Here is a 20664-nt window from a genome sequence, read left to right on the forward strand (position 1 = left end):
TTTTAAGCCAAAATTGCCTGGAGAAATACGCTGCCGGCTTTCAATAAAATCTACTTTTTTATTAATTTACGATGAATGATAATTTTTTAGTTCTTAGTGGTTCTGCCACCGCTTCGGGTTTATCCCGTTCTAACTTCTTATTGAAAATATTGAATTTCAAACTGTCGAGCGGTTTGTTTTGGTAACGGTTCTTATCCGCCCAAATGTAATTTTCTCTGTAATCTGCTTTCTTTTCGGTAAATAAAACTACATCGGCATCAAACTGACTTTTAGAACCGCCACGCATTTTACCGTCTGTGGTTTGTTGAAAAATGACAATAAATAATTTTCCGTCGTACTTCTTCCTTAAATCTTTGTCCACTTCAAACCCTTTGTGCATTTCCTGCATTTTAGAGAAACTATCGATTATAATAATATCATTATTTCGGATGAGTTTATCCAAATCAGAAACACTTTTAATCTCAGGGGCTTCGATGTTTTGCAATGCCTTTGCATTCAGATATTCTTCGGCTTTATTGTAATACAAACTACTCTCTGGGTGTTCTTCGATACTGGCATGACCTGTTTTGTAATTCTGCGCTAAGGCATTCATAAACTGAAAACACATTCTAGTTTTCATTGATCCCTGACCACCAGTAAGAGAGATTACAATACTTTCTTTCTCCTTATGTTCAATTTCACCTAAGAACTCCGCAATGTCTTTGTTTTCAATTTTAAAATAGTCCACTTTAGTAGGCTTGTTTGCCATTTTATAGGCTAGAGAATTTCGGTTTACATTTTCTTTTGCAACTGGAATCGTTTCCTTTGCAACAGGCTTTGCAACGATTGCCTTTTCTTTAATTGGCTTTACAATGATTTCTTCGATAACAAGCTGCTTTTTTCTTCTTGCTGCTCCACTTAAACCACCAAACAAATCAGGTTGTTTGATTTTTTGCTTTGCCTTTCTTTTTACAATAGGTTTAGCAATTGTCTTTTTAATAGGTGCTACTTTCGCACTTGATTCTACAATCGATTTTTCTGCTACCTTTTCTCTGGTTTCAGCGTTTGAAGTTTCACGCCCTAAAATATGATTGCTTGCTTTTTGAGCCTGTGCTGATGCTTTTAAGAAAAATCGATTGTCGTCATTAAGTTCATCTATTAAATGATTGTTCCAACTCTTTAAATACTTCGCAGAATTTTCTTTGGTATGGAATAAGATTCCTGATTCACTACAAAGAAATACCGCTCCCAATTCTGCAATTAATTCTTCGAAGGCATAATTTCCGCTACCGCCACCGCTTCTCGTTCCTGTCATATCTCTATTTAGTCGGTGCTCCGCTCCTGTACTGTGTACCGCTTCATGAAAGAAAGTAGAGTAATAAAAAGCTTCACTGGTGAAAGCTTCGATAGTCGGCATATTTAATTCGTCTGTACTTGGGCGGTAATAGGCTTTGTCTCCAATATTGGTATATTTTGGTGGGTTCTTAAATCCGTCGATGATTGCCTGAGCTTCATCTATAGGATTGGTTATTTTCTTGTCTTTTGCAGCAGGAAATTGTAAGCCCTCGCAATCATCCGCACGAAACACATTGTAGTATTTTAAAACAGGGAACTTGGTTAAGTTCTTCTTTAAATCCTCTTTTGTAAGTGAGTTGGATTTTACAAAATCACCAAACTTTTTATTATCGTTAGTTTTGAATTTTAAATGCTCACTATGGTAATCATGAATTAACGTGTAATAAATCACCCGCCTTGCTTTACTGCCTTTTTTAAGCTTTGCCTTGGCTTGCTCAATTTGATTAAAAGTTAAATAGTACGGTTGTATAAAATCCGCAGGAACGAGATATGGTTGTTTATCCAAATCGAATTTAATATCGAAATTCAAAATGAAGTTTGCCCCTGTGTACTCCTTTTTAGAAACATAATTCATAACCGAATTACTAGCCCCTGAACCTGTCCATTCTTTTTGCCAAGGTAAATGCCCGACTTTTTTAATGGTGTTGATAATCAAATCCGTGATGTAATTGTAAATTTCATCAGGAGAAACGGCATTTAATCCGTGGTTATGATCCTCAGAAATATATTCCAAAGTCGGTAATAACATTTCCGCTTCTACACCGTTCAAACCATAAGGCTCAACGAGATTATTAATTTCAATCAGGAAAGTATCATCTTTAAAAGCTTGCAACACTTTTATAACACGCTTGGAAACAACGGTATGTTTTTCTTTTTCGGCTTTCATAAGCAAATCTTCCAATGTTTTTCTTGAAACGATAAGCCCATTAAGACTATTGAATTCTTGTGCTAATGTCATTTTAGTAAATTTTATGTTCCGTACCCAAGATGCTTACAATGACTTCAATTCGAATATCGTTACTATTAAAATTACTGGTGTTTAAAACTCCAAGCACACCCAGTATAGTAGTTTGCAAATCCATTTGAACAGGTACATTCGGGATTATAGTACTGGAATTAGCAGCAATATTTATCGCTTTTACGTTTACGTTTGCCGTTCCTAAAAGCATATTCTTTTTATCATAAAACAAAATTCGCTTTAGGGTTACGGCTGTAATCTGCGCACTGAAATTCTGAGCAGTTGGATTTACTAATTTCAAATCCAGATTGAAGGTAATAAACGGCTTTCCATCGTTCCACTTCATATCCAGTTTTTTAAAAGCCACAGGGTATATCCTAACAAATTGAAATTGTTCGATTATCTTTTTCACGCGCTGCTCTAAATAGAAATATCCTACAACTGCCAGTATTCCTGCTCCAATAACTATTTTTTTGACACTCATTTGTTTGATTTTTTAAATAAAGATTCTAGAAATACGATAGCAAACAAACAGCAATGTTGCAAAACCAATTGAGGCAAGTATCTTAACCCAGAGAGGAATGTATTTTACAGGAACATATTTAATTAGGTTATCGCCTTTGAGGTAGATATACTTTTTGTTTGTGGTGGTGTTTTCGTTTTTCGTCTGTGCTATCTTCTGCCATGCTACAATTTGATTCTTTAAACTGTCGTAATAAATCCCTGCTTCGTTATCTCCTGATTTTTTATGACTGTTAAGTAACTGTAACACCCGTTGCAATTCTGCTTTGGTAATACTATCGCATTCGGGCTTAGCAGTTTGAACTTTGGGCAGTTGTATTTTTAAAGTGTCGTTTATTGCGCCACTGATAACCGTTGTTTTTACGCTGTCCTTTGTACTGGCTATAACCGTTTGAGTTGTGTGGCTGTTTTCCATTGGTTTGGCTTTACAGCTGTGCAAAACGATACAAAGAGCCAAATAAAACAAAGTGAATAAAAGCACTTTTAAAAATAGCTTCGTTGGATTCTTTGGGTTGATACAAGTACTCATGATTTGGTTATTTTGAGTTTTAGCATGGCTTTTAATCCATCAAAAAAACTGCTTATTAATTCTTCTACTTCGCTATGTATTAAAGTGGAGAGTGAGCCACCCCAAGCACAAATGACATAGGTAAACATCTTACTGATGTTCAGGTATTGGTCGCAAACCACGTAAACCGAGAAGGCAACAAAAAAGCTAATAATAGCCTCGGCTAAAAACCAACTAAATCGGGGTTTCTTTCCTTTTTGGATGGCGAGGTAGATTTTCATAAAAACACCCGCCAATACTACTATGAGAAATAAAAAATAATCCTGATAGTATTTAAGTTCGCTTATGATTTGGTTTAAGACTGTATTTTTCATGTTTGTTTTTGGTTAAAAGGTGAAAGCCAATTCCAAGCGTAGCTAGTGACGCTATTAAAATTAGGTAGGGGTTTCGCTTTTTTTTTTAATAACTCCAAACTGATGTTTTGAGCTTTATAAAATTTAAACTTTTCAATTCTGTCGTCAAGTCCGTTGGTTTTACCGTTTACTTTTTGGGTTATCTCTGTCATTAAATTGGCATCGGCTAAAGAATTTAATTTTTTGTACACCGAGAAAAACCAAGCTGCACAATCCACTGCAATGGCTGTTTGTAAAAGTAGATCGGGATTGCTCACCACATCATGACCCGAGTATTTTTTGTAATCTTCGTATGTTCCCCTGCCAGTTAGTTGTATAAATCCACGTCCTCGGTAGCGCCATCCGTCACCACTGGCAATGTTACCGTTACCGTTTTTTCCTGCATAACCAATATTGGCTATCATTTGCTGATTGGCGTTGTGCTCTGTGGTTCGTCCGTATTTCTTTGCTTCGGCTAGTGTTAAGCGGGAATTAAACGGACTGGTGGACATAAGCCCTTGCGGGGTATAATTCAGATTTTCTACAACTCTTGTAAAATTGCCTGATTCATGTGATACCTGCGCTAAAAAGTGGGCTATCCTAAGAGGGGTGTTTACCCCGTATCGTACAAATGCATTTAAAAAAATGCTGCTGTTATCTAAAATAAAACTCATTATAAAATCACTTTTCTAGGGGTTACTTTTGGTTGTGTCAGGAAATAAACAAGTCCTGTAATTGCTACTGCTGTGATAATTAGTTTTTCAGTTGTTCCCATTTTAATATCCTTTTACAGCATTGGCGTTTACGAAATAATACACGTCAGCCCGATTGATTAAATATTGTCCTCCAACTTTAGAACCAACAAACACACCCAGATGCTCCCCGTAATCAAACGTTCCTCCCATAAAAGGCTTTGTGCCATCATTGAAATACATACCGCTTGCCGTCTTTTTTGCATTGAAAAGACTAACACCGTTCGCATTTGCCATTACTTTCTGCCCCTTTCTTGGGGTAACAAGCGCAGTAGGGTTTTCGTTCGAGGTAGATTTTAAAGGCGTTTTTAAGTACGCATTAAGGCTGATTTTCGAAACCCCTTTTTTGCTTTGCAAAGCCGTAAGGGTATTTGCTCCAAAACTGCCATCGATAGTTACACCTAACAAACGTTGCAGTTCTCTAACTTCAACCCCTTTGATTCCTTTGCCTAATACTTTGTTTTTATTTAAAACTGCTCCTGTACTAGGTAGCGTATTTGCCGTGTTGTTTAGGATTACTGGCGGTGGTTCTGGGATATCGGTTAAAAAGTCTTGTTCTTTTTCATCTTGCTTTTTTTTCCAATACAAGTAGCCGACAATTCCAACTCCGACCACTCCAACGCCTAATAATACTTTATCTTCATTTTTCACTTTCATACTTTCATTTTTTAATTGTAGACTTTTTTCGAATAGATCCGCAGCTGCAGTTTTTCCTGGCACACAAAAAAAGCTACTTTTTGGTTTTATAAATAGAGTGGGAATTTCTTTCTGAGTAAATTGTAATCAGCGTCGTTTAATTCTTCCCTGAGCCACGTTTTAAGTGGTAATTTGCTCCCGCCAATGGTATTATATCCTAAAATTCGATTGTAGTTTTTAAGTCCAAAGGTTTTACTGATTAGTCCAAATTGTGCCTGAGAAACACCCGTTAAGGTTTCAAAAATCTGTGTTTCATCTGTACCCATGTAACGGTTCATTGCATCGTAGAGCAAGGCTACTTTTTGACTGGCAGAAAAAGCAGGAACTAAATTAATATCGCCTTCATCGATATATTTTTTGTTACCTCCTAAAAGAGATTTTCCGTTTTTATTGGTTTTAGTAAACAGATAAACGCCTACCCCTAAAACCACTACTGAAACCCCTATGATTATTACTTTCTTTTTATCTGTCATTAGAAAAATCCTTTTATTAAAAATCGCAATTTGGCAATATCATCTTCCTTAAACTGGTCTTGCAGCCATTGAACTAAATTCATTTTGCTAAGTGTGGCGCTTCTGCGTTCTCCGAATTCATTGTACACCCGTATAAATCCGTTGTGATTGAGTCCTGTTAAATTGTTCTCAACGGTTTTGTAGTTTGCTCCAAAACCAAGAAGTGCCGTGTAAATGGCTTCTGCTCTTGCCTTGGCTTGCGTTACATTGATGTTACTGGGTTTGTATCTTGTATCTTCTTTGATTCGGCTAAAGCCTTTGAGTACTTTGTAATAAATAACAGCCATCAAAGAGCCAACGACTAAGAATTTAAAAAGCGTGATTCCTGCACTCATTCCCATTTTTGCGTTTTCCTGTGATTGTGCAATTGCTTTTTGTCCCTGTGGACTTGATAAAACAGTTGCCAGAGCAGCAGGGTTCGACAATCCTCTCTTTCTCATTTGCTGTGGTTTTTAGTTAGACAAAAAACCTTTTATCATGGGAAAATTGGTTTTGAGTTGGGTAATGGCTTTGGGGCTTTTGGATAGTTCCGCTAGTTTAACCAGTACCTCGCTATCGAGTCGTGCCAGTTGGTGTAATGCGGTAGTTGTTGCTTTTAATTCAAAAGGATTGGTTGCCTTTATTTCTATTGTAACAATGGTATTTATGCTTCCCATAACTGATGTTTTTTTAATAATTGTGCTAATTCGCTTGAAAATTCAACATTGGTACTCAGTCCACTGGTAATACTTTCCAATACACCCACAACGGTATCATCAATATTTTGCAAAGCCGTTGCAAAGTGTTGTTTGACTTCACTGGAATAGATTTCCATCGGTGCTGCAAGTCCTACAGCTGGTGCAACTCCTTTAATAGCGGCAAGTAAGGCAGGTGCGTTTTGTACTGCTCCTTGAACTGCTCCCCACAAACCGCTTTCTTTATCGGCATTGTATTTGGATAACAATTGTTCTTCCCTGATGTCTTCGTACTTCTTTTTGTAATCTTTGTTTTCTGCCTTTAATGTTTCTACTTCGGTAAAAAGTCGCGAAGCATCATTTTTGGCAACCATAAGGTTCATAATATCGAGAGTACCCAAACCAAAAGAATTAGAGAATATATCTACTTGCGGGGCTTTGGTTTGCTGTACTGGAATTTGTTGTACTTGTTGCACCTGTGAGGATTGGTCTTGCTTGGAGAAATTAACATCAAAAGAGTGTCCGTCGATTTTATACGAGCTTCCGTTTTTACGTTTCAAAGTCAGCGTTAAACGGTTGTGTCCTTTAGCAAACAAAAATTCGAAAAATCCTTCTGCATTTTCATAATCGGCAACAATTTCAGTATGTGTTTTATTACGAAAAAGAAAAGAATTAGTATTCAAATCAAAAACAGAAACAGCCGAATAAGAATCGGTATTTAATTTCTCTATCAGGTTGTCTAATTCTTGCATCGGATGTATTTTTTGTAAATAATATCTATTTCTTTTTTGTTCCAAGTGAACAATGAAAAATCACTTGTTGGCGAACTGTCGATTGTTGCAAAGCGAATGGTTAACTCTACTTTTGATGTCGTGCCATCGGGTGGTATTATAGTCAATCGTTCCTTACTGGCTAATTCAAAATCATTGACAAAGACACTCACAAACCCGCTGTTGACAACTTGCAGGGTCGTTACATCATCAATTGTGAGTTCGTTGTCTTGTTTGAACTTCAAAAAAACGACTCCCGTGTTTATCGTTATTATGTCTTTTATCATTTGATTTTATTTTAGGTGCAACTCTCTGGATTAATTTTGTAGATCAGAATCAAATGGAAATAGGTGGATTTGATAACTGCCTGACTTGTTTTTGCTTTGAACGTAAAGGTTTTGGATTCGGTATTAAAGAATAGCGGTTTGTAACTGTCGTCAAATCCTGCGCCTTCTCTGCGTTTCCAATGGTCAATATGGGTGGGTTTTGAAAAGGAAACACCGCTATCGTCATAAATCCCATACTCTGCAAAATTGTCAATATCGTTATGATTGGTGTGGAGTTCCACGCCCAGAACAAAACCAACTTCGAGCGCTGTAGTATACAAACCTTCGGTTTCCCCCTTTGGGATTGTTATATTAATTACTTTTTCTCTTACTGCCATGTTTTGATGATTTAAAAAAAGCCGTAACTACTTACGGTTTACGGCTTTTGCTATGATTAATAAACCTTTTTATTATCGTTTTGCTTGGTGTACTCTGAATTCGAAACGAACGTTAGCATCCGCAGTTGCTGAAACAGAAACGCCTTTCGGGTACTCGATTTCAATTTCAAACTCCAAGTTGGAACGAATTAAAGGTGAAGTAGAAATACTTCTGAAAAAATTCGTTGTATCTCCTGTCAAGTCCGTCATTGGCATGTCAATCAAAACATTTCCGTCTTGTTTGATTCTTAACTCTGCATTTAAAAATGCACCATCAAACAATTTGTTTGAATTAATGTTGGTGTTATCCCAAGTTTCATTTTTAAGGGTAGCACTTCCAGCACCTCTTAGTACTCTGATGCTGTCAATGATGTAATCACGACCTGCATTTAATTTGTTTCCGTCAATATTGGTAATACCAACTTCACGTTTGGTATTTACATCAACAATGCTAACTGTACCCGCTTGCCCTTTGATTGCAACGTTTAAATACAAGGTTTTGTCTGTTAATTCTACCTGACCTACTCTAGGAACTGCTCCGTTTCTTTTAGCCTTAATTGTCGCTACCGCTGACGCTAATTCTGATTTTCTGCTCATTGTAATTGTTTTTTGATTGATGATTGATAATTGGAACAAAGCCAACTGCTTTGTTTTTATTTTGTTTGTAACTCTTTATTGGTAAAGTTCGTGGTACAATGCGTCTTCGTCTGCTCCGTTTAACCCGTGTTCTTCTTCTCCGTAAACATCTGCTTCCGCTCCGTGTAAACCTTCTTCATCGGTGTACACATCGTCAAATGCTCCGTGTAACCCGTCTTCCTGTTGAAAAATGTTTCCTGCTTCATCGATGAACGTACCGCTTAAACCCTGCTCGTCGTATTCATATACATGACCATCGCCACCCATAAACTGACCGTTTAAACCGTTTTCATCATGAGGGCAAGCTAAACCGAACGCTCCTTTAGCGAATAATGCTCCTTTACCTGTTCCTGTGAATTTTGAGCTAAGGCTTTTTTCTGATACTTTTTTCACTGCTAGTAAAGCTTGTACTACGGCGCTTCCTATTAATGCTCCTTTGAGCAAATTGTCTTTTGTACTTGTGCCACTTACTTTGGTTGCTCCAAATGCGGATGCTCCCGCAAGAACAATGTTCATAATTGGGCTTTCTGACTGAGGTAATAATGTACTCGCACCATTTGATAGCATTCCGCCAACAATTCCTCCTCCAATGACTACTACTTCTTTATTCATTTGTTGTTGATTTTAATTAGTTACTTTTTTTTTGTGGCTAGATAAATCCCACCACCCAGAACCACTGCGCCCAAAACATACATAAGCATATTGTTCTTTGGTGGGGCTGCTGCCGTATTCATTTGCATTGTTGGTTCTGCAACAGCTGTCTTTGCTGTAGCTGTGGCTCTTACGGGTGTTAGTTCGCCTACTGGTTGACTATCGTTTGCTACATTTTGGACAGATTCGTTGTACGTGCTACTTTCAGTTTGAGTGCTTCTCGCATCTGAGGGCATTACATCTGCAAAAGTTGCAGGGGTAATGGTGTTTACCGCTTCGATTTGTGGTCGTGGCTGATTTTGCACGGCGCTTACTACTTTTCTCCCCAGTGTGGTTTTGGAAAGCGATACACCTTTTCGAACCGCTTTTGACTTTGCCACTCTATTCACCAGTTTACCTCCTTTTGAACTCAATAGCTTAGAAGCCATTCCGCCACCAACTGGGATAAATCCTGCTGCAATAGGAGCAGCAAATTTGGTTACTTTAATGGCGTTTTTTAAACTGACATCTTTAAGCCTAATTTTTTTCAAAAAGGACTTTCCTAATCCTGTTTCTTCTTCATTAATAATTATCATACTTCATTGTTTAATTAGTTTTCTTTAAAAATAAAACTCCTAGTAGTGCACCTATTCCTAACAAGACAGGCAGGTTCGTATTTTTCTTTGCAACGATTGGTGTTTTCTTTGCAATGCCTTTGCGATTTGTTTTGGGAGCGTTTAGCCCGAAGTGGGGTAAGTTAACTTCTGTGTCGTGTGCCATAATGTGAATGGGTTCTCGGTTTGTACTGGTTGTGCCGTCTATAATAAAATAACCTTGTTTTATATCGCCTGTTTCCTGATTAAGTGGTACAACTACATACACATGAGTATATAAATCAGGGCGAAAACTCGGCTGTTTGATTTGGCGGATGTAGTGGCGGATTCCCATATTAGCCAGTAAACAGCTTGCGAAAATGGAATATGTTTTGCAATCGACTCCCTTCACACGCTCTTTGAACGCACAGGCGGGGCTTCGCAACATTTGTTCCATTCCATCGGCTTTATACTGGATGTGATTGTATAAAAAAGAGTAAATCCTATCGCATGTTTCTTTCAATGAACTTTGTTGCAACCCCTTTGCAACTTCCTTTGTCTGATGGTTATATTTTATAACCATTTGTTTTATCATTCTGACAGTATCAAAAGTATTACCGTTGCCGAGGTTAGTCTTATCACAGCTTACCTCTGGAAACAACGGCTCGTACTCCTGACCGCCTAAAATGTTCCTTTGTAACAAGTTATCAATATCCATTTATTTCATTTTCGTTCTTGTATTAGGTTGTTAGGCTTTTCGATTACAAATATTAGAAGGATATAATGATGCGGTAAATGATTAATAAGGGAGGGGATGAGTTTCGTAACTTCAAATAGCTTTGCAAAGGTTTTGCAATGGCATTGCAAAAAAATACCCGCTTCTTTGCAGAAACGGGTAGATTATTCTATAAGAACAATACTATTTAATTACTCCCTCCATGCGATAATGCAAAAAGAAAAAAAATGAAAAGAAGAGCTCTCAGTAATAAACTATATAAAGCTACCATAAAGAAAGCAATTCGAAAACTCGATTTTATAATAAATCCTAATATTCCAAATATAAAAGCTATGGGGAAAAATAAATGATTAGCATTTTCAAAAAAAGAATTTGATAGAAAATGATCATTCCATGACAAATAATGATTATAATATATTATCGTAAGGAAACTTAATAAAACAAAGATTGTTTTGGGAAAATCAATAATTTTTTTCATAGTCACTATTTTTCTTGCCAATAATCAGTATCAGGTGTTTTTAATGGTTCTTTTCCTTTTTCCCATTTAGGAAAAACAAAGTCTTTAGGCAATATATACTCCTCAGATAATTGTTTTTCTAATTTATAATCATATCTACCAAGTTTAAAAGTCATAATTTTTTCTTTATTATTTTTCCCAATTAAAAACAATGCTCCAAATACAGCATCTTTATGCTCATCTTTTTCAACACTTATGAGTAATCTATTATAAAGTCCCGATTTTAATAAAGTTTCTAAATTTTGAGGTAAAACTATTTTACCATAATAGCATTGTCTTTCTTTGTAATTTTCCTCATTTGAATACCATTGAATATTTAATTGAACAGGGGATTTATGCTTATTAGGGATGATGTTTTTTGCTTTTATTTCATTCTCACCCCAAGGAATAAATGAATTAAATTTATCAAGTGGAAACCAAGAGCCATCCTTTGCATTAAATGTTAAATCATAACTATACTTATCTTCTTTACTACTAAATCCAATATCATAATTATATTCTTTTTCGCCTTTTTCCCAAGCTTCATAGGGAACTCCGTGGAAATTAATATATTTTAAATCCTCTTTTGCTTCTTGTCCTGTTGAAGTCCAAAGAGAAACGGAATGTGGGTCATATCGCCCTTCTTGACTTATTTTTTTAGCTTTAAACTTTGCGACTTCTGTAATTATTGAACCTGATTGCATCCAAATCGTAACATTACCTCCGGGTGCGGTACCTGCAACTAAAACGGTATAATCTTCTTTGTTGCCAGTATATGGGTCTATAGTTCCTTTGTGGAACAATTCAAGCATTTTTTCTCGGGGTAGTTTAAATCCTCCATTGTATGTAATCAAGTCAAAACCGCAACTCCATTTTACAAAAACACTATCGGGAACCGGTTTAAAAACAGCTCCGCCAGTAACCCCACCCATAGTTATGCCCCAACCCTGAGCCCCACCGATACTCGTTGAAGCTCCTGCAACACTCTTTCCTTGATATAAATATTCTACAAAAGGTACTGCAACATAATGTTTAGGAGCAGAGATACCTGCATTCCAATCAAACTTTTCTTGGTCTTTTGCTTTGTCTTTCGGGGACTGGCAACTGGCTAATAAACCAAACAGTAAAAAAATAAAATTAACGATTCTCATAAATTTTTCTTTTGTAACTAATATTTCCATTTTCGTCTTTGGTATAGGGTACAGGATAGTTTATAAAGCCATAATTTCCTAGTAAGGCATGGTCACCTGTTTTAGAATAAAGCGCGTCTAAACCTCCGTAGTGTGCCGATAAATGTACGTATTTATTGCAAATATGACTGTACATCTCAGTAGGTAGATGATAAGAAACATTGCCTTCTTCTTTGCTTATTTTTAGCAATTTTGCTAAATACTCTTTCAAAATAGGGTCGTCAGGCATATCATGTTCAAAACTATTTGGTATACGAGGAGCTTGTTTATAATCTTTATAAAAAGGCACTTCATTATCCATTGCCTTTTGGAGCATTACATACATCGCTACCAAACTATGTTTGTTAGAAATTACCCGTTGGTCGGTTATCGTATAATGATCCGATAGTTTGTTCTCATTTATGGTATGTTTTTTTGTAGGGTCGTATACCCGCTCTCTTGGGGGCATATAATCTGCATTTCTTTCTACTTGTTTGCTTTCATATCTTGGTAAGTACTCACCAATTAATGGATCGGCAGTAGTTTCCAGATAGTGGTCATACGTGTTAATCAAATCAATTTCAGTTTTATCTTTTGAAAAATAATGTTGAGTATAAAATTCTTTTACTTTTTGTTTTTCAGCCAAAATGCTTGAATCATTCACTGGAACATCAAAGAAATCAACTACTGCTTTGTATTTGTCCAAACTGGCGTATCCACCACCAATATCCGAATGTGCTCCAAGCATACTTAGTGTATAGCCTGCATCGGTAGGAGTAAGTGAGAAATTCTCTCTCCACTCATTTTGAGCTACAATATGAAACACTTTCTTGATACCTAAACCTGCCACACTTGTCTTTATGGTTTCTAAACTTGCCTGTGCCACAGCGGGTACAATTCCTAAAAAAGGCAATAACGAGAGTTTGTTACCTATATTTTCCTTAACAACCATATCACCTACTACGGTATCAAAAACACCTAAGAATCTAATCTCTATTTCGTAGGTTTTCCCTACTGGCAAATACCCTTTTTCTTTTAGTTTCTTACCTAATAAGCCGCCAGCATGAGCTTTTAGTAATACTTTTCCCGAAGGTATTGGGTGTTTATCATAAGGGTCATTTACAAGTTCACTTTTGTACACAGCTTTTTTCTTGACCTCATTACAAAAATGTCTGGCTGCGGCAGCTCCACGACTAAAACCAAATACATCAAAAACTATTTTATTTATTTTTTTATCTTTAGGAATACCACTGAACTGATTGTTAACCATGTTTTTTATACCCTGCTCTACACGACCCAACACTCCCCAGTCCCCTCGACCAAATGCAGAACCCAAAATATCATCTTCTGCATCCTTTTCTGTACCAATCCCCTCTACATATTGTTTTAGAATTACATAATCTCCATATTCTGGATGACCTCCATTTTCTGATAGTATATCTTTTTGTGAGTCTGTTTTTTCTTTATATAAATCATGAAGCTTTACAATATTAGAATAGGGATTCCAGTAACTATCCCTATCTGCTACTTTAACCTCTACATTAACTTCTTTTTGGTCTTTGTTCCTAACGGTTTTTATAAATCTAAAACTAGCAGGTATAGTATCCGCTTTATAATAGGTCTCATTCGAGTTAATTTTAGAATAATATGTTTTCTCAGAGTTAAATCGGTTATTTCCTGTTCCGTCAAAAAACATTCCTACATATACATTTACTGAACCTTCGGGTTGTTTTGGGACATATTTTTCAGGCTCTCCATAAGTTGTTTCTGGTGCTGAGATTTCAATTTGTTTTCCCGAAATAAATTTAATTCCGCTCTTGGCGTATATGTTATGATTACCGCCAGTGATCTCGGTAATGTTTCCTTTTACGTATCTATATCTTGACATATCCTTTATTCTTCGGTTATTGTATTAGTTAAAAAATCTATAACTTTAAACTGCCCATCATCATAAAAAGTTTTGTTGGCTAGATGCCGAATTTCTTCTTTTGGCAAGAGCACCATCGTAGTACCATCTTGTAATCGGATTTCTTCACCAATCGTATTTAATTCAAATGATTTCCCATTAATTTGTATATACCTAGGCATGTTGGACATAAAATTACCAAAAGGGTCTTTATACGTTACATCATTGCCATTTATTATATAAACTGCGCGATTTTCATGATTGCAAAACATATGGGGTTTTTCAGGTAGCCCAATTATAGTTATTCCGTGAATCGTTTTCATGGCTCTTAAATTAATTCTGTTTAGTACTTTCAGCACTATTTTTCTCTATCCCTTTTTCTGAATGGATCTTTAGCTTTTCTGTATTTTGTGAAATAATTTCACCTTGACTTATGGTTTTTCTTTCCTGTTTAGTTTCTGAATGCAATTCTCCTTCAATATATTCCGAATGACTTCCTATCACATTTAGCAAACTATCGCCTCCCACAGTCGTACGATGGAACATTCCTACGGAAGTCGATTTATCAACTCCTGCATTTTCGCTAATATTCATTCCTGCACTAGTAGTAATACTCTGTGAAGCATTAAAATTTATATTCTGAGCATTTACAGTAAAAGTTTTAATCGCATCGGTTGTAACATTACCTTGTCCATCTTGAAAAACTGTACTTCCTGCTTTATCTTGTGTTAATATAGAACCATCGGCATCGTTGATAACGATTTTACACCCACTTCGGGTTTGGATTACTTTTATGTCATTTTCTGGCGAGCCATAACCCGAAGATTCGTTACCATTATATTGTGTTCCCATAACGTAGGGGTTCTGCGCATTACCACCTTCAAAACCGACCAATACTTCTTCTCCAATTTCAGGGATAAAATAAAAACCTTTTCCTGCTCCCGCGTGCGGTTGTATCATGCGTATCCATTGGCTTACAGTATTGCCGCTTGCTCCGTAAAACCGCACTTTTACGCGACCTAATCCTTCGGGATCATTGTTGTCTTCTATTTTTGCGGGTTGGGTTTCGGCTTTGGCAAAAACATGAACGTTAGTATAATGTGGAGCCGCAACATCGGCAGGAATCGCTTTAAACTCACAAGAATAGTTTCCATGTACCTCAGAGTGGTGTATCGCTTCTGTAACAATCAGTTCATGTTCTACGGTTTGATTTACTATCGTAAATACTTGTCCGATTCCTAAAGGGAAGTATGATATACCGCTATAATACACACTATTGGCATCGCTACCCGCAGTTTGTAATTTAACCATTTCTTCTATTTCATCTTTGCTTTGTGCATTGGTCGTATAGGCACCATTGCTTAAATCAGGCTGTACAACAGTTCCTTGATTATAACCTACTATAGATGAAAAACTGTCCTTACTACCTGTAGCAGTTCTCGCAGCAGCATTACGGATATCTGAACTATTATTATAATCATAACCAGTCAAATAAATTTTATGAGATACCATATTCGTTTGTATCTTAAAACTATGCAGGGAAGCCCCATTGATTAATTTTACGTTACTACTTTTCGTTTGTCCAAACTGCATACGCATACCATCAAAATAGAACCATTGTCCGTAACGTGCTGCCAATCGTTTTAAGAACTCAAAACTGGTTTCATTATACTGAGTCATGTATTTGAACTCCTTAAGATAAGTTGACCTTATAGAATCTCTTTGATAAAATTCGCCTGGACCTTCGGCAAAAATACCAAGTACAATATCGTCCATTCCTCGCTCTAAGAAAGTTCTTGATTTTTTCATATCATCCAAAACAATCGTATGGCTTATACCTGTAACGTGTAAACCAACTGGGCTACCGTGAAGATCAACAGAAGAAAGTTCGGTTATGATTCCTTTACTCATCAGTCTAATTCCTGTAAGACTCTTAAAAGTAAAAATAACTTCATCACCCAAATAACTTCTTAATGCTTTGGCTTGGTCTGCGGGTTTTATGATTGCTTTACCAGTATATTGCCATATAAATGAAAAATGATGATGGTCTGCCATTTTTTGTGATAGCTTTAAATCATAATAAACAACGTTTTGAGTAAAACTCCCTATAGATACATGTACCTGTTCTGAGAAATGTGCCATAATAATATTTATTTTATTTTAAATTTAATTCAGTGTAATTGAGTTGTTCAAAAAATTAGCATCCAAGGCAAAAAATTACTGCTTTGGTTGGCTTCAATTATCATTTTTTATGATACCTCCTTAGGTATTTCAAGTAGGTTAATTTTAATCACCACATGTAGTGTAAAAATAATCTTGCAAACCTAAAGGTTGTGTTACATTTAAACAATACCAACTTTTAGTGATTTTATAAAAAATAGACTACAACAAAAAAGCATTCTTGGATTACTCCAAGAATGCTTTTTTGTTAGTATTTATTACCTAAAAAGTTATTTTGACTGAAAATCGATTTTAAGACGATTTCTTATCATGAATGTGTATTTGTCTTTGCCACCGTCTAATATCTTGTTAAAAAGCTTTATTTTCATTTCATCGTCATTAATGTAGTTCGAAAGCTTGTTTGCAGAGGTTAATTTTGTGTTTTTGAGTAGGTTTTCTTTCGGATTCTCTAATACACGTATAATAAAGTTACGATTAATTAAAGCGTTTGTCGGGTTGTCGGATTTCTTTGCTGTTGGCTTCATAATTCTTTTTCTATTGATAATATCACATATCCTTCTTGTAATCCTAAACTAGTGTCCTTAAAAACATTTGTTATTGTTCTCTCATATTTCCAGTTTGAAGAGTTTTCCCATTCAGCTACCGTAAATCGGATAGTGTCTCCAACTTTAAAATCTCTGTCATTTTTTCTTAGTTCCCAATTTTTTTTGCCAATAAAATGAAGTTGTGCAAACTCATAATTAATTTTTAAATCATGTACCATAACTATTGATTTATCAGTTGTTTTTCTAAAGCTATTTTCTTTGCAAAGGATTCTCTGTATTCCTGCAATTTTATTTTTAATTCTTCCGAAAGAATAAATCCGTCAGGCACTCCGTTTCTATCGATGAAAATAATAGCTTCAAAAGTTGATATGTTTTTGGCGAATAATCGTGTCCCAACATTTATACATTTTCTCGTTTCTGAGATTATTTCGTTTATTTCATTTCGGATGTAATCGGCTGTAAATTGGCTTATAAAAAGCTCTTGTAATTGCGCTTTGTTTCTAATATAAGTAAGGGTTTTAAGGTTCATAAAATGAAAATTTGAGGTTAGTTACTTAGCTGCTTTTATTTTTTTGTTTTCAAGTAATTACTTAATTCATGTATTTTTTTAGATGCTGATTTAAAAAAGTCAATCCTTAAATCCAGTTCGTCAATCTTATCTTTTTTAAACTGAATAATTCGTTTTAATCTTTCTATTTCTTGTTTTTGCTCTAAATAACTATTAAGCGAGAAAAACAGAATTTCGGGAACTGTTTTTATATTTTGCTCCTTTGCAACTTTTTCTAGTTGCTTGTGTTGAGTTGCTGTAAAACTTCTTATGTAAGTACTTTTCTTTATCATGTTGTTGAATTGTAGATTTTTTTCAAATAGATCCGCAGCTGCAGTTTTTCCTGGTTTGCTTAAAAGTCTACTTTTTATAAATTTATTAGCTGCTCATAAATTTCATTATAATGCTTCCTAACAATAAATTTTTCATATTCGTTTCGGGCTTCATAATCATTGCAGCACTGGAGTAAAATAATAGCTTCATATATTTTTAGTTTCAAATTAAAAATAGGTTTATGTTGATTTTCAATTTTCATCCTAAATCGGAAAAATAAATTAGTAGAAACATCAACTGTCAACATATTATTAAAATACACATCACTATATTTAATAGTTTGCATCACTCTTAAATTTTTAATTCTACATTGAGCAACTACACTTTGTAGAATTTGAAAATTTTCTACTTCTATTTTTTTGAGAGTAATCGATTTCATAATTTCTTACTCGCTATTAAATTCCCATTTTCATAAAACTGAATTACATTTGTAATCTTTGCTAATGTGTGCTTTTCAAATCTTCTTAGCATACTAGTTACTATTGATTGGGTATTGCGCTTGTTTTGGTTTATTGGCGACCACCACACTGCATTCTTTTCTTTTGTTTTAGTAAGGATTACCATTTTAATTTTTGATTGTTCTGGGGCAAATACTGGCATAGCTATAATTGGTTAAGTTAAAATTCACTAAAATCATATTGTGCAAAATCATTATTGATATTGATTATTTTTTCATTTATTTTTAATGACTTCTTTTCAATCATTTGGGGTAATTTTTCTAAGTATTCTTTCGGTAAGTTCTTTTCTACATAATCAAATAATTGTGGCATTGTAATTTTATTTTTGAAAAAACGATTTACTTCATTTTCACATTTCTTAGCGTGGTTCATTGTTGTTTTTCGTCTTACTGCATTGGCTTCCTGTTTCTTCTTTAAAGCCTCATATTTTGATTTGTTTTGTAGATGTTCTCCCCATTTGGCTTTGGTATATTCAAACCCTACTTCTTTTGAAGTTTTTCGGGTCATATCAAAATAATCGAATGGAAACAAAGGCGGAAACTCGTTTTTAGCAAACCATTTTCTAGCCCATTCAGCACGCCAACGCATTTGTTTAATATCTTCGACAATTCCTGCTTTATTAAAAGATTCCCCCGTAAATGCTATCCATTTATTTTGCATATACAACGAAATTGCTTTTTTCCATGAACCAATGAAAGGAGTTGTGTTTTTATAAATCTTTGCAATCCCCTTGAAAAAGTCTTGTATTACCAGTTCTCTAAAATCTTCTTTGAGCATTGTTCCAGAATAAGCTTCTTTAAACAGGTAACGTATATCAATCGGCTTGTAGTTATTATATTCCTGATTAGCAAGATTAACTGCTAATTCTTGTGGGTGAATTATCAGGTTTTGAAGCTTTTCGGATAAAGTATTCAAAACTTTAACACGCTCCGCCCCCGCCCCCACAGTTGGATTTTGTAGTTTGCTGGCTGGTGTTCTTGTAAAAAACAAATAAGAAGGCGTGACCGAAGGGAACTCCTTATCAGATTGAGAAATGTTCTTAACATTCTCTTTCATTTGAGATTCATTTAAATCTGTTCTAGTATTCTCATTGTTATCAGGTAAAACTTTCTCGTTTACTAGGCTAACACATTGATTTTCAGTAGTTGTTAATTTTGAGGTTTTGAGGTCTAAAACTGTCAAAATTTCGTTATTTATATGCACTTCAACGGGTCTATTTTGCCCCGAAAAATGATAATCAACAAATACCCCACATTCTTCTAAACGCTGTCTATGGTTACGCACGGTCTTTTTACAGAGGTCTAAACTTGTGACTCCGTTACGCTGTAATGCGGTTACTAAAAATGAGTTGATTTTAAATTCTTCGATAGGTCTAATTGCTGTAACACGTAACTTCATATACTGCTCGTTACGCTTCATTAATTGTGAATTATATAAGTGTAACAAATTTTGAAATACTAACTCTGTAGCATATTTTACAGTTTGAATTTTCTTTTTCTCAATAATCAAACCGTGGTCTTTGATAAAAGCATCAGCCTGTTCATTATATGCTCTAGGTTTAAGCAATTTACTTTTATGCAAAAAAACCTTTGCAAATTCTCTTTGTACATCGCTCAAGAGATTTTCCGATAAGAATTTTCGAACTTCCGTATTATGTTTTTCTGTTAATTCGTTTTCAGCAGTAGTTTTGAAATTATATACCGCAATGTACTTTCTATAATTACCCATAGTAATACTAAATGCTTCCATGCTAATTGCAGGATAAACAGCCATAATACGATTTTCTGTTTGCAAAGCTGTTGCAACGGTTGTTGCAATGGTTTCCTGAATTATAGTTTTTTCAGCAGTGTTACCATATCCAAAAAGATTGGATGCTAAAGAAAATACTCTACTGTCTAAATTTTGTTTGCTCATAAGTACTTCTTTCTAATAACCTTTCGGCATCGGACGCAATACGCCCGAATGCGTCTAGGAATTTTCAGCATTTGCTGGAGGTATTTTTATGCTTTACTTTTTTTCTTGAATTGTGTAGCAAGTAACTTTTCGGTAACACTTTCTAGTGTCCAGTTATCTAATGCATTAGATTTTTTAGCTTTTCTCGGCAATGGCTTTCCAAACTCTTTATCAATGCACAAGGCTAATTCTTTCAGTTCCTCAGAGGAAAGAAAGATTTTAGCATTGTTGAATATTGATAATACTTTTGGGTTCATTAGAATTATTTTTTAGATAATTTTTTACGTTTAAGTGCCATTGCTTTTTTAGCTTTAATAGTTTTATTTACCAATTGCATTATTGCTAATTCTACCTTTTCATTTTCACGAAAACCGTTTGCAATCATGCGGATACTATCTACTGAAAAGCTTTTCCCTTTTTCATTTTTGATTCCTAATTTTTGTAAATAAGGCATCACTTTTGGTGTGTATTGACATCCTAATATTTCAATCAATAGCCTTTTTTCTTTTTTAGAAATCATATCTCTAGTTGTATTTGATAATTAAATTTCTTTTGCAATTCCAGTATATCCTTATTTTGTAAATCATCATCGAAAGGCACATAAATAGTTTTCAAATAAGCATATACTTAACTCCCACCTTACCAATCTTTTGATGCAA

At 35.2% G+C, this 20664-nt stretch carries 30 protein-coding genes; 1 reads left to right on the plus strand and 29 read right to left on the minus strand.

Translation table 11 applies throughout. The features are described 5' to 3' along the window. Positions 1-61: 61 nt before the first annotated feature. The 16 genes from OIU83_RS15375 to OIU83_RS15450 all read right to left on the minus strand — a co-directional run bounded on the left by OIU83_RS15375 (position 62) and on the right by OIU83_RS15450 (position 10399). Positions 62-2293, minus strand: coding sequence for an ArdC family protein (locus OIU83_RS15375; protein ID WP_264207146.1), 2232 nt, complete (start codon positions 2291-2293; stop codon positions 62-64). 1 nt (position 2294) lies between these two features. Next, the gene (locus tag OIU83_RS15380; protein ID WP_264207147.1) at positions 2295-2777 is read right to left on the minus strand and encodes a hypothetical protein; all 483 of its coding nucleotides are present in this window, start codon (positions 2775-2777) and stop codon (positions 2295-2297) included. Positions 2778-2789: 12 nt separating this feature from the next. Continuing rightward, positions 2790-3344, minus strand: coding sequence for a hypothetical protein (locus OIU83_RS15385; protein WP_264207148.1), 555 nt, complete (start codon positions 3342-3344; stop codon positions 2790-2792). Next, entirely contained in the window at positions 3341-3697 is a 357-nt protein-coding gene (locus OIU83_RS15390; RefSeq protein ID WP_264207149.1) for a hypothetical protein, read from the minus strand. Before OIU83_RS15390 ends, OIU83_RS15385 begins: the two co-directional genes overlap by 4 nt. Continuing rightward, positions 3694-4227: a glycoside hydrolase family 19 protein gene (locus tag OIU83_RS15395; RefSeq protein WP_264207150.1), complete on the minus strand. Its 534-nt coding sequence runs from the start codon at positions 4225-4227 to the stop codon at positions 3694-3696. Before OIU83_RS15395 ends, OIU83_RS15390 begins: the two co-directional genes overlap by 4 nt. 264 nt (positions 4228-4491) lie before the next feature. Beyond that, positions 4492-5124 (minus strand): peptidoglycan-binding domain-containing protein, encoded by a 633-nt coding sequence (locus OIU83_RS15400; protein WP_264207151.1) that lies wholly within the window; start codon positions 5122-5124, stop codon positions 4492-4494. 86 nt (positions 5125-5210) lie between these two features. Further along, positions 5211-5636 carry a hypothetical protein gene (locus OIU83_RS15405; protein WP_264207152.1) on the minus strand — a complete coding sequence of 142 codons (426 nt, stop codon included), beginning with the start codon at positions 5634-5636 and terminating at the stop codon, positions 5211-5213. Beyond that, positions 5636-6115, minus strand: a complete 480-nt coding sequence (locus OIU83_RS15410) for a hypothetical protein (RefSeq protein WP_264207153.1) — start codon at positions 6113-6115, stop codon at positions 5636-5638. Before OIU83_RS15410 ends, OIU83_RS15405 begins: the two co-directional genes overlap by 1 nt. A gap of 12 nt (positions 6116-6127) precedes the next feature. Beyond that, positions 6128-6331 carry a hypothetical protein gene (locus tag OIU83_RS15415; protein ID WP_264207154.1) on the minus strand — a complete coding sequence of 68 codons (204 nt, stop codon included), beginning with the start codon at positions 6329-6331 and terminating at the stop codon, positions 6128-6130. After that, the gene (locus OIU83_RS15420; protein ID WP_264207155.1) at positions 6319-7101 is read right to left on the minus strand and encodes a hypothetical protein; all 783 of its coding nucleotides are present in this window, start codon (positions 7099-7101) and stop codon (positions 6319-6321) included. Before OIU83_RS15420 ends, OIU83_RS15415 begins: the two co-directional genes overlap by 13 nt. Next, on the minus strand, positions 7089-7406 hold the full coding sequence (locus OIU83_RS15425) for a hypothetical protein (protein ID WP_264207156.1): 318 nt from the start codon (positions 7404-7406) through the stop codon (positions 7089-7091). The genes OIU83_RS15420 and OIU83_RS15425 overlap by 13 nt, the downstream gene beginning before the upstream one ends. 11 nt (positions 7407-7417) lie before the next feature. Further along, positions 7418-7783 (minus strand): hypothetical protein, encoded by a 366-nt coding sequence (locus OIU83_RS15430; RefSeq protein WP_264207157.1) that lies wholly within the window; start codon positions 7781-7783, stop codon positions 7418-7420. 72 nt (positions 7784-7855) lie between these two features. Beyond that, the gene (locus tag OIU83_RS15435; RefSeq protein ID WP_264207158.1) at positions 7856-8419 is read right to left on the minus strand and encodes a hypothetical protein; all 564 of its coding nucleotides are present in this window, start codon (positions 8417-8419) and stop codon (positions 7856-7858) included. 75 nt (positions 8420-8494) lie between these two features. After that, positions 8495-9070 carry a hypothetical protein gene (locus OIU83_RS15440; protein WP_264207159.1) on the minus strand — a complete coding sequence of 192 codons (576 nt, stop codon included), beginning with the start codon at positions 9068-9070 and terminating at the stop codon, positions 8495-8497. A 20-nt stretch (positions 9071-9090) separates the two neighbouring features. Continuing rightward, entirely contained in the window at positions 9091-9684 is a 594-nt protein-coding gene (locus OIU83_RS15445) for a hypothetical protein (protein ID WP_264207160.1), read from the minus strand. A gap of 10 nt (positions 9685-9694) precedes the next feature. After that, complete coding sequence (locus OIU83_RS15450; RefSeq protein WP_264207161.1) at positions 9695-10399, minus strand: transglutaminase-like domain-containing protein; 705 nt, start codon at positions 10397-10399, stop codon at positions 9695-9697. Between the two features lie 245 nt (positions 10400-10644). Here OIU83_RS15450 and OIU83_RS15455 point away from each other — a divergent pair, with 245 nt between their 5' ends. Then, entirely contained in the window at positions 10645-10767 is a 123-nt protein-coding gene (locus tag OIU83_RS15455; RefSeq protein WP_264207162.1) for a hypothetical protein, read from the plus strand. 133 nt (positions 10768-10900) lie between these two features. On the opposite strand, the gene OIU83_RS15460 is transcribed toward OIU83_RS15455, so the two are convergent. From OIU83_RS15460 to OIU83_RS15520, 13 genes are all read right to left on the minus strand, one after another. Next, positions 10901-12064, minus strand: coding sequence for a DUF2931 family protein (locus OIU83_RS15460; protein ID WP_264207163.1), 1164 nt, complete (start codon positions 12062-12064; stop codon positions 10901-10903). Then, a complete protein-coding gene (locus OIU83_RS15465) occupies positions 12051-13970 on the minus strand; it encodes a DUF2235 domain-containing protein (RefSeq protein WP_264207164.1) in 1920 nt (639 codons plus the stop codon). The genes OIU83_RS15460 and OIU83_RS15465 overlap by 14 nt, the downstream gene beginning before the upstream one ends. A 5-nt stretch (positions 13971-13975) precedes the next feature. After that, positions 13976-14311 (minus strand): hypothetical protein, encoded by a 336-nt coding sequence (locus tag OIU83_RS15470; RefSeq protein WP_264207165.1) that lies wholly within the window; start codon positions 14309-14311, stop codon positions 13976-13978. 10 nt (positions 14312-14321) lie between these two features. Next, entirely contained in the window at positions 14322-16130 is a 1809-nt protein-coding gene (locus OIU83_RS15475; protein ID WP_264207166.1) for a type VI secretion system Vgr family protein, read from the minus strand. A gap of 308 nt (positions 16131-16438) precedes the next feature. Continuing rightward, positions 16439-16693: a hypothetical protein gene (locus tag OIU83_RS15480; RefSeq protein WP_264207167.1), complete on the minus strand. Its 255-nt coding sequence runs from the start codon at positions 16691-16693 to the stop codon at positions 16439-16441. Beyond that, on the minus strand, positions 16690-16932 hold the full coding sequence (locus OIU83_RS15485) for a DUF3850 domain-containing protein (RefSeq protein ID WP_264207168.1): 243 nt from the start codon (positions 16930-16932) through the stop codon (positions 16690-16692). Before OIU83_RS15485 ends, OIU83_RS15480 begins: the two co-directional genes overlap by 4 nt. A gap of 2 nt (positions 16933-16934) precedes the next feature. Next, a complete protein-coding gene (locus OIU83_RS15490) occupies positions 16935-17243 on the minus strand; it encodes a hypothetical protein (protein WP_264207169.1) in 309 nt (102 codons plus the stop codon). A 35-nt stretch (positions 17244-17278) separates the two neighbouring features. After that, complete coding sequence (locus OIU83_RS15495) at positions 17279-17554, minus strand: hypothetical protein (RefSeq protein WP_264207170.1); 276 nt, start codon at positions 17552-17554, stop codon at positions 17279-17281. Between the two features lie 74 nt (positions 17555-17628). After that, positions 17629-17973 carry a hypothetical protein gene (locus OIU83_RS15500; protein WP_264207171.1) on the minus strand — a complete coding sequence of 115 codons (345 nt, stop codon included), beginning with the start codon at positions 17971-17973 and terminating at the stop codon, positions 17629-17631. Then, a complete protein-coding gene (locus OIU83_RS15505) occupies positions 17970-18194 on the minus strand; it encodes a hypothetical protein (protein WP_039112309.1) in 225 nt (74 codons plus the stop codon). The genes OIU83_RS15500 and OIU83_RS15505 overlap by 4 nt, the downstream gene beginning before the upstream one ends. A gap of 17 nt (positions 18195-18211) precedes the next feature. Beyond that, positions 18212-19966, minus strand: a complete 1755-nt coding sequence (locus OIU83_RS15510; RefSeq protein ID WP_264207172.1) for a hypothetical protein — start codon at positions 19964-19966, stop codon at positions 18212-18214. A gap of 86 nt (positions 19967-20052) precedes the next feature. Then, positions 20053-20262 carry a hypothetical protein gene (locus OIU83_RS15515; protein ID WP_264207173.1) on the minus strand — a complete coding sequence of 70 codons (210 nt, stop codon included), beginning with the start codon at positions 20260-20262 and terminating at the stop codon, positions 20053-20055. A 5-nt stretch (positions 20263-20267) separates the two neighbouring features. Further along, positions 20268-20525 (minus strand): hypothetical protein, encoded by a 258-nt coding sequence (locus OIU83_RS15520; protein WP_035620755.1) that lies wholly within the window; start codon positions 20523-20525, stop codon positions 20268-20270. Between the last annotated feature and the right edge of the window lie 139 nt (positions 20526-20664).

It is taken from the genome of Flavobacterium shii (assembly GCF_025847235.1).
Classification (GTDB): Bacteria; Bacteroidota; Bacteroidia; order Flavobacteriales; family Flavobacteriaceae; genus Flavobacterium; species Flavobacterium shii.